This is a genomic window from Rahnella sp. EDr1-12, from assembly GCF_049206505.1.
GTDB classification, from domain to species: Bacteria; Pseudomonadota; Gammaproteobacteria; order Enterobacterales; family Enterobacteriaceae; genus Rahnella; species Rahnella rivi.
Map to the genome: position 1 here is coordinate 329,028 of NZ_JBLZNY010000004.1, position 13,742 is coordinate 342,769.

Annotated in this window: 12 protein-coding genes; 6 read left to right on the forward strand and 6 right to left on the reverse strand. The window is 53.7% G+C overall.

Annotated elements, in window-relative coordinates; all coding sequences use genetic code 11:
* Nucleotides 1-103: 103 nt before the first annotated feature.
* The 4 genes from gyrB to dnaA are packed head-to-tail and all read right to left on the reverse strand — an operon-like array spanning nucleotide 104 to nucleotide 6,132.
* Nucleotides 104-2,518, reverse strand: coding sequence for a DNA topoisomerase (ATP-hydrolyzing) subunit B (gyrB, locus tag ACO0U8_RS18180; protein WP_183849941.1), 2,415 nt, complete (start codon nucleotides 2,516-2,518; stop codon nucleotides 104-106).
* Between the two features lie 19 nt (nucleotides 2,519-2,537).
* Nucleotides 2,538-3,626 carry a DNA replication/repair protein RecF gene (recF, locus tag ACO0U8_RS18185; RefSeq protein ID WP_056775916.1) on the reverse strand — a complete coding sequence of 363 codons (1,089 nt, stop codon included), beginning with the start codon at nucleotides 3,624-3,626 and terminating at the stop codon, nucleotides 2,538-2,540.
* A gap of 9 nt (nucleotides 3,627-3,635) precedes the next feature.
* Nucleotides 3,636-4,736, reverse strand: a complete 1,101-nt coding sequence (gene dnaN, locus ACO0U8_RS18190; RefSeq protein ID WP_013573353.1) for a DNA polymerase III subunit beta — start codon at nucleotides 4,734-4,736, stop codon at nucleotides 3,636-3,638.
* Nucleotides 4,737-4,740: 4 nt separating this feature from the next.
* Nucleotides 4,741-6,132 (reverse strand): chromosomal replication initiator protein DnaA, encoded by a 1,392-nt coding sequence (gene dnaA / locus ACO0U8_RS18195; RefSeq protein ID WP_056775918.1) that lies wholly within the window; start codon nucleotides 6,130-6,132, stop codon nucleotides 4,741-4,743.
* A 684-nt stretch (nucleotides 6,133-6,816) separates the two neighbouring features.
* Here dnaA and rpmH point away from each other — a divergent pair.
* From rpmH to mnmE, 5 genes are all read left to right on the forward strand, one after another.
* Nucleotides 6,817-6,960, forward strand: coding sequence for a 50S ribosomal protein L34 (rpmH, locus tag ACO0U8_RS18200; protein WP_072158100.1), 144 nt, complete (start codon nucleotides 6,817-6,819; stop codon nucleotides 6,958-6,960).
* An 18-nt stretch (nucleotides 6,961-6,978) separates the two neighbouring features.
* The gene (rnpA, locus tag ACO0U8_RS18205) at nucleotides 6,979-7,338 is read left to right on the forward strand and encodes a ribonuclease P protein component (RefSeq protein ID WP_072158101.1); all 360 of its coding nucleotides are present in this window, start codon (nucleotides 6,979-6,981) and stop codon (nucleotides 7,336-7,338) included.
* Nucleotides 7,302-7,559, forward strand: coding sequence for a membrane protein insertion efficiency factor YidD (gene yidD / locus ACO0U8_RS18210; RefSeq protein ID WP_072158102.1), 258 nt, complete (start codon nucleotides 7,302-7,304; stop codon nucleotides 7,557-7,559). Before rnpA ends, yidD begins: the two co-directional genes overlap by 37 nt.
* A gap of 2 nt (nucleotides 7,560-7,561) precedes the next feature.
* Nucleotides 7,562-9,196: a membrane protein insertase YidC gene (gene yidC / locus ACO0U8_RS18215; protein ID WP_056775922.1), complete on the forward strand. Its 1,635-nt coding sequence runs from the start codon at nucleotides 7,562-7,564 to the stop codon at nucleotides 9,194-9,196.
* A gap of 113 nt (nucleotides 9,197-9,309) precedes the next feature.
* Entirely contained in the window at nucleotides 9,310-10,674 is a 1,365-nt protein-coding gene (mnmE, locus tag ACO0U8_RS18220) for a tRNA uridine-5-carboxymethylaminomethyl(34) synthesis GTPase MnmE (protein WP_056775924.1), read from the forward strand.
* 71 nt (nucleotides 10,675-10,745) lie between these two features.
* Here mnmE and ACO0U8_RS18225 read toward each other — a convergent pair whose 3' ends face one another.
* A complete protein-coding gene (locus tag ACO0U8_RS18225) occupies nucleotides 10,746-11,345 on the reverse strand; it encodes a short chain dehydrogenase (RefSeq protein ID WP_421671399.1) in 600 nt (199 codons plus the stop codon).
* 98 nt (nucleotides 11,346-11,443) lie between these two features.
* Between ACO0U8_RS18225 and ACO0U8_RS18230 the strand changes: the two genes are divergently transcribed.
* A complete protein-coding gene (locus ACO0U8_RS18230) occupies nucleotides 11,444-12,331 on the forward strand; it encodes a LysR family transcriptional regulator (RefSeq protein WP_056775928.1) in 888 nt (295 codons plus the stop codon).
* Here ACO0U8_RS18230 and ACO0U8_RS18235 read toward each other — a convergent pair.
* Entirely contained in the window at nucleotides 12,325-13,605 is a 1,281-nt protein-coding gene (locus ACO0U8_RS18235) for a c-type cytochrome (protein WP_421671388.1), read from the reverse strand. The two genes, ACO0U8_RS18230 and ACO0U8_RS18235, sit on opposite strands and share 7 nt — an antisense overlap.
* Nucleotides 13,606-13,742 lie beyond the last annotated feature (137 nt).

Sequence of the window (13,742 nt, forward strand, 5' to 3'; positions counted from 1 at the left end):
GCGATCACCCGCTGTAAAGCCAGTCAGAATGCGGGCTGCGTCAGACGAAAAAAAAGTCCGAAGCGGTTTCCCGGTTCGGACTCTTTATCAGCTTATGCCACTATCAGATATCGATATTGGCCGCTTTCAGGGCGTTCTCTTCGATGAAGGCACGGCGCGGTTCAACCGCATCGCCCATCAGGGTCGTGAACAACTGATCAGCCGCAATGGCATCTTTCACGGTCACGCGCAGCATGCGACGTTGTGTTGGATCCATTGTGGTTTCCCACAGTTGCTCAGGGTTCATTTCGCCCAGACCTTTATAACGCTGAATCGACAGACCGCGACGTGACTCTTTCACCAGCCATTCCAGCGCCTGCTCAAAGCTGGTCACTGGCTGACGGCGTTCGCCACGTTCGATGTAGGCGTCTTCTTCGATCAGGCCGCGCAGTTTTTCACCCAGCGTACAGATTTTGCGGTATTCGCCGCCCTGAATGAAGTCTGCATCCAGATCGTAATCGGTATCCACACCGTGAGTACGAATACGCAGGATTGGCTCGAACAGCTGGTGTTCAAGATTTTCGCGCACAATCGCACTGTAGCTGCTGCCGTGCTGCTCTTTTTCGTTGAGCAGGGACACCAGCGTTTCGATCCATTCCTTCACTTTCGCTTCGTCAGCGAGCTCAGCACCGGCTAAGGTTGGCTGATAGATCAGGTTGTTCAGCAGCGCACGCGGATAACGACGTTCCATACGGCCAATCATTTTCTGCACGCTGTGATGTTCAGCGACCAGTTTCTCCAGCGGTTCACCCGCCAGGGCTGGTGCATGGGCGTTGGCGTGTAACGTTGCCCCGTCCATCGCAATGGAGATCTGATACTGATCCATCGCTTCATCATCTTTAATATACTGTTCCTGCTTACCTTTTTTCACTTTGTACAACGGAGGCTGTGCGATAAACACGTGGCCACGTTCCACAATTTCAGGCATCTGACGGTAGAAGAAGGTCAGCAGCAGGGTACGGATGTGTGAACCATCGACGTCGGCATCGGTCATGATGATGATGCTGTGATAGCGCAGTTTGTCCGGGTTGTATTCGTCACGGCCAATGCCACAACCGAGCGCAGTAATCAGCGTCGCCACTTCCTGAGAAGAGAGCATTTTGTCGAAGCGCGCTTTCTCAACGTTGAGGATTTTACCTTTCAACGGCAGAATCGCCTGGTTCTTACGGTTACGGCCTTGTTTTGCAGAGCCGCCCGCTGAGTCCCCTTCCACTAAATACAGTTCGGAATGAGCCGGGTCACGTTCCTGGCAATCAGCCAGTTTGCCTGGCAAACCAGCCAGATCCAGCGCGCCCTTACGACGGGTCATTTCACGTGCTTTACGGGCTGCTTCACGCGCACGGGCTGCATCAATGATTTTCCCGACAACGATTTTCGCATCCGCCGGGTTTTCCATCAGATAATCCACCAGCTTCTCGTTCATCAGTGACTCAACGGCTGTCTTCACTTCGGAAGAAACCAGTTTGTCTTTGGTCTGAGAAGAGAACTTAGGATCCGGCACTTTCACCGAAACCACGGCGATCAGGCCTTCACGGGCATCGTCGCCGGTGGCACTGATTTTGGATTTTTTGCTGTAGCCTTCTTTATCCATGTACGCGTTCAGCGTACGGGTCATCGCAGAACGGAAGCCCACCAGATGGGTGCCGCCGTCGCGCTGTGGGATATTGTTGGTAAAGCAGTAAATATTTTCCTGGAAACCGTCATTCCACTGCAACGCCACTTCCACACCGATATCGTCTTTCACGGTTGAGAAATAGAACACCGTCGGGTGAATTGGGGTTTTGTTTTTATTCAGGTATTCCACAAAGGCTTTGATACCGCCTTCATAATGGAAGTGATCGTTTTTGCCGTCGCGCTTATCCAGCAAGCGGATCGCCACACCCGAGTTCAGGAACGACAGTTCACGCAGGCGTTTCGCCAGAATGTCGTACTCGAATTCAGTCTGATTGGTAAAGGTGTTAAAGCTCGGCCAGAAACGCACGGTGGTACCGGTGACGTCGGTATCGCCCACGACTTTCAAGGGTTCCTGTGGCTCACCGTGCACGTAAGTCTGGGTGTGCACTTTGCCTTCACGACGGATAAGCAGTTCCAGTTTTTCCGACAGGGCGTTAACGACGGAAACACCCACGCCATGCAAACCGCCGGACACTTTGTACGAGTTATCGTCAAATTTACCACCGGCATGAAGTACGGTCATGATGACCTGAGCAGCTGAAACGCCCTCTTCTTCGTGAATGCCGGTTGGAATACCACGACCATCATCCTGCACGGAAACAGAGTTATCCGCATGGATCGTGACCTGAATCTCTTTACAGTGGCCCGCGAGGGCTTCGTCGATAGCGTTGTCCACAACCTCGAATACCATGTGGTGCAGACCAGTGCCGTCATCGGTATCGCCGATATACATGCCCGGGCGCTTACGCACCGCGTCCAGCCCTTTTAATACCTTGATACTTGAGGAGTCATAAGAATTCGACATCAACGTTTCTCGCTCATTTTTAGTCCTGTGATAGAACGGCTATTTTACCTTGTTCCACGCGGAACATCTTGCCCTTTTCACCCATCATGTCGGTCACTTGCTCAGCGCTTATCGCACTGACAAAAACCTGTGCCTGGGTGGCTTTCAGGCGATCGGCCAGCAACCGACGTCGGTCGGCGTCCAGCTCGGAGGCAAAATCGTCAAGAAGATACAGGCAACGCCGCCCGCTCTGTCGGGTGAGAAACTCACCCTGCGCTAATCTGAGCGCACACATCAGTAATTTCAGCTGCCCACGGGACAGCAAATCTTCCACCGGCGTGCCGTCGGCACGAATGCGGAAATCCGCTTTGTGCGGACCTGACGCGGTGTACGTTAAGGCTCTGTCGCGTTCAAAATTACGCTCCAGCAACTCGCCGTACTCGGTTTCCTTGTCCCATCCACGCTGGAAAGAAAAACTGAGGGCGAATTCGGGCAGGAATTGCGCGCAGGTCGCGCTGATATCAGCCGCGATCGCTTCGCTGTATGCTGCCCGCCATTCGCTAATGCGCTCGGCTAACGGGATCAATTCCTGATCCCAGGCACGAATTTGCGCATAACGACTCACCTGTCGCAGCGCGGCGTTGCGCTGCTTGAGTAACCGTCGCAGGTTGCTCCAGGCGATAAAAAAACCGGGATCGTGATGGAAACAACCCCAGTCGATAAATGCCCGCCGGTACTTCGGCCCGCCATTAAGCAGGGTGAAACCTTCGGGGGTGATAAGTTGCATGGGCAGCATCTGGGCCAGTTCAGACACTTTGTGCCCGTCAGTGCCATCAATGCGCACTTTACTGTCGCCCTGACGGCTTTTACTCAGACCGATCGACACTTCGCGATCGCCACCATCATCCACACGGGCATGGAGAACAAACTCCGGCTGATCGTGACGGATAACGCGCCCGGCCTGCAAACTGCGAAAAGCGCGGCCATGCCCCAGGGTATACACCGCTTCGAGCACACTGGTTTTACCGCTGCCGTTGGGACCGACCAGAAAGTTAAAACCAGGCGACGGATCTAAATCCGCCGCCTCAATGTTGCGGAAATCTTTTATCAGTAAGCGCGTTAAGGCCATTAATTCAGACTAGAGCCTCATCGGCATGACAACATACGCGGCCGACTGGCTGGCAGCGTCTTCGATCTGCACGCTGGAGACGGAGTCCGTCAGCAGCAGATTAACGTCTTCGCACTTGAGCGCATTCAGCACATCGAGCACGTAACTGACGTTAAAGCCGATTTCCATTTCGGTACCTTCGTAACCGACATCCAGAATTTCTTCTGCTTCTTCCTGTTCCGGGTTATTCGCGGTGATTTTCAGCTGGTTATGGCTGACATACAAACGCACGCCGCGGAATTTTTCATTGGACAGGATCGCTGCGCGGGCAAACGCCTGTTTCAGCAAATCGCACCCGGCCTGCAGCGTTTTGTCCGGATTTTTCGGCAATACGCGGCGATAGTCAGGGAAACGACCGTCAACCAGTTTAGACGTAAAGATGAAGTCGCCGACGTGAGCACGGATATTGTTGCTGCCAATTTGCAGCTGCAATGTGGTGTCACCGCCGTCGAGCAGACGCACCAGCTCCATCACACCTTTACGAGGCACGATCACCGAATGCGACGGCAAAGACTGGCCGATAGGCATTGAACACACGGCCAGACGGTGGCCGTCGGTCGCAACAGTACGCAGTTCTTCACCTTCGGTTTCGAACAGCATGCCGTTTAAATAGTAACGAACGTCCTGATGCGCCATAGAAAACTGCGTGGCTTCGATCAGACGTTTCAACGTGGCCTGCGGCAGGGTGAATTCTACTTCGCTTTGCCAGTCGTCGAGATTAGGGAAATCTGTGGCCGGCAAGGTCGACAGCGAGAAACGGCTGCGGCCTGATTTTACCAGCATGCGGTCGCCGTCAAGAGCGACGGAAATTTCCGCGCCTTCCGGCAATCCACGGCAGATATCAAAGAATTTACGCGCCGGCACCGTGGTGGCACCCGCTTCATGTGGCTGAGACAGCGCGACTTTCGCCACCATCTCCATTTCCAGATCCGTCCCGGTCAGCGACAGCGCGCCATCCGTCACCTGTAATAACAGGTTACCCAGAATAGGCAGCGTTGGTCGTCCACCCAGCGGGCTACTGACCTGTTGCAGTGGTTTCAGTAAATGCTCACGTTCAACAATAAATTTCATAGCGCTAGGAAGATAATGTTCTGATTAAGTTGGAGAAATCTTCTTTGATGTCGTGACTTTCTTCACGCAACTGCTCGATTTTACGGCAGGCGTGCAACACCGTGGTATGGTCCCGACCACCGAACGCATCGCCGATTTCTGGCAGGCTGTGGTTGGTCAGCTCTTTCGCCAACGCCATCGCCATCTGGCGTGGGCGGGCTACCGAACGGGAGCGCCGTTTGGAAAGCAGGTCAGCGACCTTGATTTTATAATATTCGGCCACTGTTTTCTGAATATTATCGATAGTGACCAGCTTCTCCTGCAGCGCTAACAAATCACGCAGCGCTTCACGCACGAAGTCGATGGTGATCGCACGACCGGTAAAGTTGGCGTTCGCGATCACGCGGTTCAGTGCGCCTTCAAGCTCACGCACATTAGAACGCAGACGTTTGGCAATAAAGAAGGCCACTTCACCCGGCAGACGGATATCATTCTCGTCAGCCTTTTTCATCAGGATCGCCACGCGGGTTTCTAACTCAGGCGGCTCGATCGCGACCGTCAGACCCCAGCCGAAACGGGATTTCAAACGATCTTCCACACCGTTGATCTCTTTTGGATAACGATCTGAAGTCAGGATGATCTGCTGATTGCCTTCCAGCAGGGCATTAAAGGTGTGGAAAAACTCTTCCTGTGAACGTTCTTTATTCGCAAAGAATTGAATGTCATCGATGAGCAACGCATCGACGGAGCGATAGTAGCGTTTGAACTCTTCGATGGCGTTGTTTTGCAGCGCTTTGACCATGTCCTGCACAAAACGCTCGGAGTGCATGTAGACCACTTTTGCATTGGCTTTACGCGCCATAATGCCGTTGCCGACCGCGTGCAATAAGTGGGTTTTACCCAAGCCGGTGCCGCCATAAAGGAAAAGCGGGTTGTACGCGCCACCCGGGTTATCTGCCACCTGACGCGCCGCCGCGCGGGCCAGTTGGTTAGACTTACCTTCTACGAAGTTGTCGAAAGTGTGTTTTGGGTTGACGTTAGAACGGTAAGACAACTCTGGTTGTACCGGCGAGCTGTCCCAGCTTGGACGGGAAGGTGCGAGGCGCGGAATAGCCGGTGCTGCCTGCGAACTGACGCTGGTAGCTACGGGCTGGCTGACGCGCTGAATCAACGGCTTACTGCCCACTTCAAAACGCAGCAACGGGGCATTCGCTCCACAGAAATCGTTAAGCAAGCCGTTAATATTATTTAAGTATTTGTCGCGAACCCAATCCAGGACAAAACGATTCGGAGCGTAAAGCGCCAGCGTATTGTCGTTGAGTTCCGCCTGTAGGGGGCGTATCCACATACTGAATTCTGTGGCAGGTAGTTCATCCTGCAAACGGGCAAGACATTGCTGCCAAAGCGAAAGTGACACGGCGGACTCCACTCGAACAAGATCAAAAAAGAAAAGGATCAGGATATTTTTTAAATCATGATTTTTGACACACGCTCCGCCCGTTGAATGGGGGAAATTTCTTTCACCACCCTGTCAGTGGCGTAAAGTCACGTGCGAACCGCTTTTTGCGGTTTTTGTCGACGGCATCCCGGCTGGGATCGCGATCGGAATGGCGGATCATAACGCAATCCGACACAGAGATCCTCCCCTTCCTGACAGTTTAGATCCTTTTTATCCACAGGCAGCGGTCGGCAAGTGGGTAAGCTTAGCCGATCCTTTTATAATTAGACGATGTAATCATCACTCTGGTGAAAAAATAGGACTCCGCTGAGGCATTTTTCATCAGTTTGCGCACAAGATCTCAGCCCTGTGGATAAGGATCGCCCGAGGATCCTTGCGATTTATATCAGAGTCCGTATAATTCTCAGCCCTATGTGTCAAGCCTGTGTTCCTGATGGTCATAACCAGATGGATTTGCGGTGTGACCACAGGCCATTCTGGTAAACATTTGGACCCTTTCTGGCAATCTAAATTGACTCAGGACTGTACAGTTATTACAATCCCGCTTCTTTATATGTTGCGACAAGGGCATCGGTCGTATTTTCGCCGACATGTCTTCGCGTTTACTGATCAGTAATAATTTAAGTTTAGGTAGAAATCGCTATGAAACGCACTTTCCAACCGTCCGTATTGAAGCGCAACCGCACCCACGGTTTCCGTGCTCGTATGGCAACCAAAAATGGTCGTCTGGTTCTGGCCCGCCGTCGTGCGAAAGGCCGTACTCGTCTGTCAGCTGCTTCCAAGTAATAAAAGCTAATCGAATTAGTGGTTAAGCTCGCTTTTCCCAGGGAGTTACGTTTGTTAACTCCCCGTCATTTCACTTTCGTCTTCCAGCAGCCACAACGGGCTGGCACGCCGCAAATTACGATACTCGGCCGCCTGAACGAGCTGGGGCATCCCCGCATCGGTCTTACCGTCGCAAAAAAACACGTCAAACGCGCTCATGAACGCAATCGGATCAAACGCCTTACCCGCGAGAGTTTCCGACTGAATCAGCATGCGTTGCCGGCGATGGATTTTGTGGTAGTAGCCAAGAAGGGTGTCGCCGATTTAGACAATCGCGCGCTGACGGAAGCGTTGGAGAAATTATGGCGTCGACATTGCCGACAGGCACCCGCATCCTGATTAAACTGATACGTGGTTATCAGTTGTTCATCAGTCCCTTGCTCGGGCCGCATTGCCGCTTTCGACCAACCTGCTCTCAATACGGTATTGAAGCAATTGGTCGTTTTGGCGTGTTAAAAGGCAGTTGGTTGACTTTGAAACGCGTATTAAAATGCCATCCTTTGAACCCAGGTGGTGATGACCCCGTACCGCCGAAAACCGACAATAACAGAGAACTCTAACGATGGATTCGCAACGCAATCTTTTCCTCATCGCTCTGCTGTTCGTGTCTTTCATGATCTGGCAGGCATGGCAAACGGACCACGCTCCGCAACCGGCCAACCAGACCACGCAACAGACTGCGAACACTGCAAACGGTGATGCTGCTAACCAGGCTGTTCCTGGTAGCGGACAGGGCAAATTAATTACAGTTAACAGTGATGTGCTGTCATTAACAATCAACACCCGTGGTGGCGACATTGAGCAGGCTCTGCTGAAGGCTTACCCTACGACGTTGGGTTCTGACCAGCCATTCCAGTTGCTGGAAACCACTCCTAATTTCATCTATCAGGCACAAAGCGGTCTGACAGGTAAAAACGGTCCAGATAATCCGGCGAACGGCGAACGTCCTCTGTTCCAGACCAGCTCGGATACCTTCACGATGACCGAAGGTCAGTCTGAACTGCGCATTCCGATGACTTACACGGCGGCAAACGGGGCGATTTACACCAAAACCTTCGTGATCAAACGCGGTTCTTATGCGGTTAACGTTGAATACAACATCAACAACACCACATCTACCCCGCTTGATCTGACGATGTTTGGTCAGCTGAAACAAACCACCGATTTGCCTAAGCACCGTGATACCGGAAGCAATAACTTTGCTCTGCACACGTTCCGCGGCGCGGCATACTCCTCAAGCGATGACAAATATCAGAAATACGCGTTCGATAAGAGCGAAGTGCTGAATGTCACCACTCAGGGCGGTTGGGTTGCAATGCTGCAGCAGTACTTTGCGACTGCATGGATCCCGTCTGCGAAAGACACCAATACTTTCTTCACCACCACCAATAACGGTATCTCAACGATTGGCTTTAAAGGCACGCCGTTTACCGTTGCACCAGGTGCGCAGCAACAAGTTGCTTCCATCTTGTGGGTTGGCCCGGAAATTCAGGACAAAATGGCGGCTATCGCGCCTCACCTGGATCTGACGGTTGACTACGGTTGGTTATGGTTCATCTCTCAGCCACTGTTCAAACTGTTGAAATTCATTCAAGGGTTTGTCGGTAACTGGGGCTTCTCGATCATCGTAATCACCTTTATTGTCCGCGGTATCATGTACCCACTGACCCGCGCACAGTACACGTCGATGGCGAAAATGCGTATGCTGCAGCCGAAACTGGCCGCCATGCGTGAACGTATCGGTGATGACAAACAGCGCATGAGTCAGGAAATGATGGCGCTGTATAAGTCTGAGAAAGTGAACCCGCTGGGCGGTTGTCTGCCGCTGGTTATTCAGATGCCTATCTTCCTGGCACTGTATTACATGCTGTCTGGTTCCATTGAATTGCGTCATGCGCCTTTCATCCTGTGGATCCATGACCTGTCAGCGCAAGACCCGTACTACATTCTGCCGGTTCTGATGGGTATCACGATGTTCTTCATTCAGAAGATGTCGCCGACCACCGTCACTGACCCGATGCAGCAGAAGATCATGACCTTCATGCCGGTCATCTTCACCGTGTTCTTCCTGTGGTTCCCGTCTGGTCTGGTGGTGTACTACATCGTCAGTAACCTGGTTACCATTCTCCAGCAGCAGCTGATTTATCGCGGGCTGGAAAAACGTGGCCTGCACAGCCGCGACAAGAAAAAGTCATAAGTTAATGTCAGGGCGGGTTTCGTCCTGACAGCTAAACTTGGTGATAAAAAGACAAAGGCGGTCATTTGACCGCCTTTTGCATATCCGTAAAAAGACCAACAGAGAAAATTGCTATGAGCACCTCAGATACCATTATTGCCCAGGCAACGCCCCCCGGCCGCGGTGGTGTGGGCATTTTGCGCATTTCCGGCCGTGCGGCGCGTGATGTGGCACAGGCTGTCTTAGGTAAATTGCCAAAGCCGCGTTATGCCGATTATCTGCCGTTTCAGGATGCAGACGGCAGCACGCTGGATCAGGGCATCGCGCTGTGGTTCCCCGGCCCAAATTCCTTTACCGGCGAAGACGTGCTGGAACTGCAAGGCCACGGCGGGCCGGTCATTCTCGATTTGCTGCTCAGACGCATCATCGCGCTGGAAAACGTGCGAATTGCGCGTCCGGGCGAATTCTCTGAACGCGCTTTCCTCAACGATAAGCTCGACCTGGCACAGGCCGAAGCGATTGCCGATCTGATTGATGCGAGTTCAGAGCAGGCCGCGCGTTCAGCGGTGAACTCGCTTCAGGGTGCATTCTCTAACCGTATTCATCATCTGGTGGAAGCACTCACTCACCTGCGGATCTTTGTCGAAGCGGCTATCGACTTCCCGGATGAGGAAATCGACTTCCTGTCCGACGGTAAAATTGAAGCCAAACTCAATACGGTGATGGGCGATCTGGACGCGGTGCGCGCCGAAGCGCGTCAGGGCAGCCTGCTGCGTGAAGGGATGAAAGTAGTGATTGCCGGGCGTCCGAACGCCGGAAAATCCAGCCTGCTGAATGCATTAGCTGGCCGCGAAGCGGCGATCGTGACCGATATTGCCGGGACGACCCGCGATGTGCTGCGCGAACATATTCATCTGGATGGTATGCCATTACATATCATCGATACCGCCGGTCTGCGCGAAGCCAGCGACGAAGTTGAGCGCATTGGTATCGAACGTGCCTGGAATGAGATCGAACAGGCTGACTTAGTGCTGTTTATGGTCGATGGCACGACAACAGCCGCCACTGAACCTGCGGATATCTGGCCGGAGTTTATGGCCCGCCTGCCTGCCACATTGCCTATCGTGGTGGTGCGTAATAAAGCCGATATCACCGGCGAAGCGCTGGGGCAAACAGAAGTGAATGGTCACTCACTGATTCGCCTTTCCGCCCGTACCGGGGATGGCGTCGATTTGCTGCGCGATCATCTGAAACAGGTCATGGGTTTTAATCACAATATGGAAGGCGGATTCCTTGCCCGCCGCCGTCATCTGCACGCACTGGAAGATGCCGCACAACATCTGGTTCAGGGTAAAGATCAGCTGTTGGGCGCCTGGGCAGGGGAATTGCTGGCGGAAGAACTGCGGCTGGCACAGCAGTCGCTGAGTGAAATCACCGGCGAATTCACCTCCGACGATTTGCTGGGCCGTATTTTCTCGAGTTTCTGTATCGGTAAGTGATTTCTTCGCCGAAAGACAAAAAACCCACATTGCAAAATGTGGGTTTTTTATTGTCTTCAGTGCGACGCGGATTACCACACTTTATAAACGCGGCCTGTCTGGGCACCTTCGACACTGCGTCGGTAGGCTTTTGCCACTCGTGCAGCCGGTGCGGCGTCGAAGCCGGGGAAAAACGGGCCGTAACTTGTCAGCGATTCTTCGACAACCGTCGGGCTGACGACGTTGATACGGATCCCACGCGGCAATTCGATGGCAGCGCCGCGCACGAAACCTTCCACAGCAGCATTCACCGTGGTGGCGTTGGCACCCTGACGGATCGGTTCCTCGGCGATAATGCCGCTGGTCAGGGTGATCGAGCCGCCATCATGCAGGAAGTGCTGGCCGATCAGACCGATGCGCACCTGCCCCAGCAGTTTGTCTTGCAGACCGGTGTTAAACTGTTCAGCCGTCATTTCGGTCAACGGGCCAAAATGCAGACTGCCGGTGGTCGCGATGATCGCATCCAGTTTACCGGTATTGCTGAAAAGCGCTTTGACGCTACTTTCATCGGTGATATCCACCTGAAAATCCCCGTGAGTCTTCCCCGCTGTGATCACGTCATGATTTGTCTCAAGCTCGCTGACCACGGCTTTGCCTAATGTTCCCGTCCCGCCAATCACTAAAATTTTCATCATGTGCTCCTCAGTTGGTGACAGGAACATCATTGACCAAACTTCAGGTTAGATATATAGAACGATTATTCACTCTGAACTAACCACAGGTTAGCAATATGGATAAATTACGGAATATGGAAGTCTTCGTCACCGTGGCTGAAACCGGAAATTTCAGCGCGGCGGCGCAGAAGCTGGGGATTTCTGCCGTGATGGTCGGCAAACATATTCAGCAACTGGAGCGGCATCTGAGTACGCGTCTGGTGCAGCGAACCACGCGTAAGCAGAACCTGACCGAAGCGGGCGCTGTTTTCTACGAGAACAGTAAACGCGTCCTGGAGCAGGTGAAATGGGCAGAAAGTACCGTGGAAGGGCTGCAAACCGCTCCCAGCGGGCTGCTGCGCATCAGCGCGCCGGTGTCGCTGGGGGCGAACGTGGTATCGCCTTTACTGGCGCGCTATCTGGAGGCATTTCCGCATGTGCAGGTCGAGCTGACACTGAGCAACGCCCGTGTGGATTTGATTGAGGAAGGGTATGACGCGGCGATCCGCATCGGGCCGGTGGGTGATGACCGGCTGGTTGCGCGGCCAATGAAACCTTATGAAATGGTGATTTGTGCCACGCCGGCCTATTTAAAAAAATATGGAACACCCGCCACGCCGGAAGAACTGAAAAATCACTCATGTCTGATCCATGCCGTCTGGAATCACAGCGACGGCTGGAAGCTGACCAACACCGACGGCAGCACCTCGAAATGGCCGCTGTCCGGCCGCTATATCTCCAACGACGGAAACGCTCTGCGCTGCGCCGCCTTGCAGGATGCCGGACTGCTGTTGCAACCAAAGGTGTTACTGGCCGACGATCTGGCTTGCGGACGGATGGTGTCGGTGATGGAGGATTTTGTCCCCGTTCCCAGACCCATCAGTCTGGTCTATCTGCCCGATTTCAGGCCGCGCCCGAAGCTGACCAGTCTGATCACCTTCTTTGCGGAACAGGCAGATTACTGACCGCTCTGGCCTGACGTGGTGGTGAGTTTGCGCATCGCTTTCACCTGCGCGGCGCTGACCGCTCCGGCCTGGTTTCCCCAGCCATGGCGGATAAAGGTCACCACGTCGGCAATCTCCCGATCGTCCAGCCCGGCAGAAAAGCCCGGCATTTTAGCCGCTTTCGTGTCGAACTGCGTCGCGGGTGCCGGTGAACCGTTCAGGACAAGATTGATAAGCGAGGAGGGATCGTCGCTGACCACCACCGGATTTTGCGCCAGCTGCGGATAACGGCCACGTTCGCCCTGCCCGCTGGAAAGATGACAATCAAGGCAGTTATCCAGATAAACCCTGGCGCCAGGCACCGTGCTGTCTTCTGCCTCCAGCGCGATGGTCGTCGCATTATCATTAACCTGCGCGCGATAATTTCCGTCAGCCGGCAGTGATTTCAGGTAAACGGCAATCGCCTGGCGGTCAGTATCGCTGAGATATTGCGTGCTGTTGTGGATAACCTCAGCCATTGAACCAAACGCCGTCGCCCTGTCGGTGTGCCCGAGTTTCAGAAACTGGCTGATTTCCGCTTCGTTCCATTGCCCGAGCCCGGTTGTCGCATCTGCCCGTAAATTGGGTGCATGCCAGCCATCCACCGTCCCGCCGGAAAGATAATCCTGTGAAGTCTGATCCAGCGCCTTCTCCTGATACCCCAGACCGCGCGGCGTATGGCAGCTGCCGCAGTGTCCTAACCCCTGCACCAGATAAGCACCTCGGTTCCAGTCTGCGGTTTTTTGCGGATCGGAATACCCGATTTTCTGGACGGTAAACAGACTGTCCCATACCGCCAGCGGGAAGCGCACGCTCAGGGGGAAAGGGATGTCGCTGTCGCGATTTTTCTGGCTGACAGCAGCCACCTGATAGTGGAAAAAGGCATATAAATCAGCCACATCTGCGTCAGTGATTTTACTGAAAGAAGGATACGGCATCGCCGGATACATATGATGGCCATCCCGGGCAATGCCCTGACGTAATGCGCGACTGAAGTCGTCTTCTGAATAGCTGCCAATACCGGTGGCGACGTCCGGGGTAATATTGGTGGTATAAATGGCCCCCAGCGGCGTCAGCATTTTCAGGCCGCCGGCAAAAGGTTTACCGCCAGGTGCGGTATGGCAGGCGGCACAATCTCCGGCACGCGACAGGTATTCGCCCCGTTTGATTTGCGCAGGATCCGGGCTGGCTGCTGCATGAGCGCCGGTAAACATCAGGCAGATCACCATGATAAATCCGCCCTGTATCGCTTTCATTCATCTTCTCCCGCCGTGCCAGTGCGTTAAGTGTGCGACGGTTCCGGCCAGATTGCCGGATATATCGCGAAAATTAAAAAAGCCCGGCGGTAAAATGCCGGGCTGAGGGGTCAGCGCAAAAATCAGCGGATCCTGCG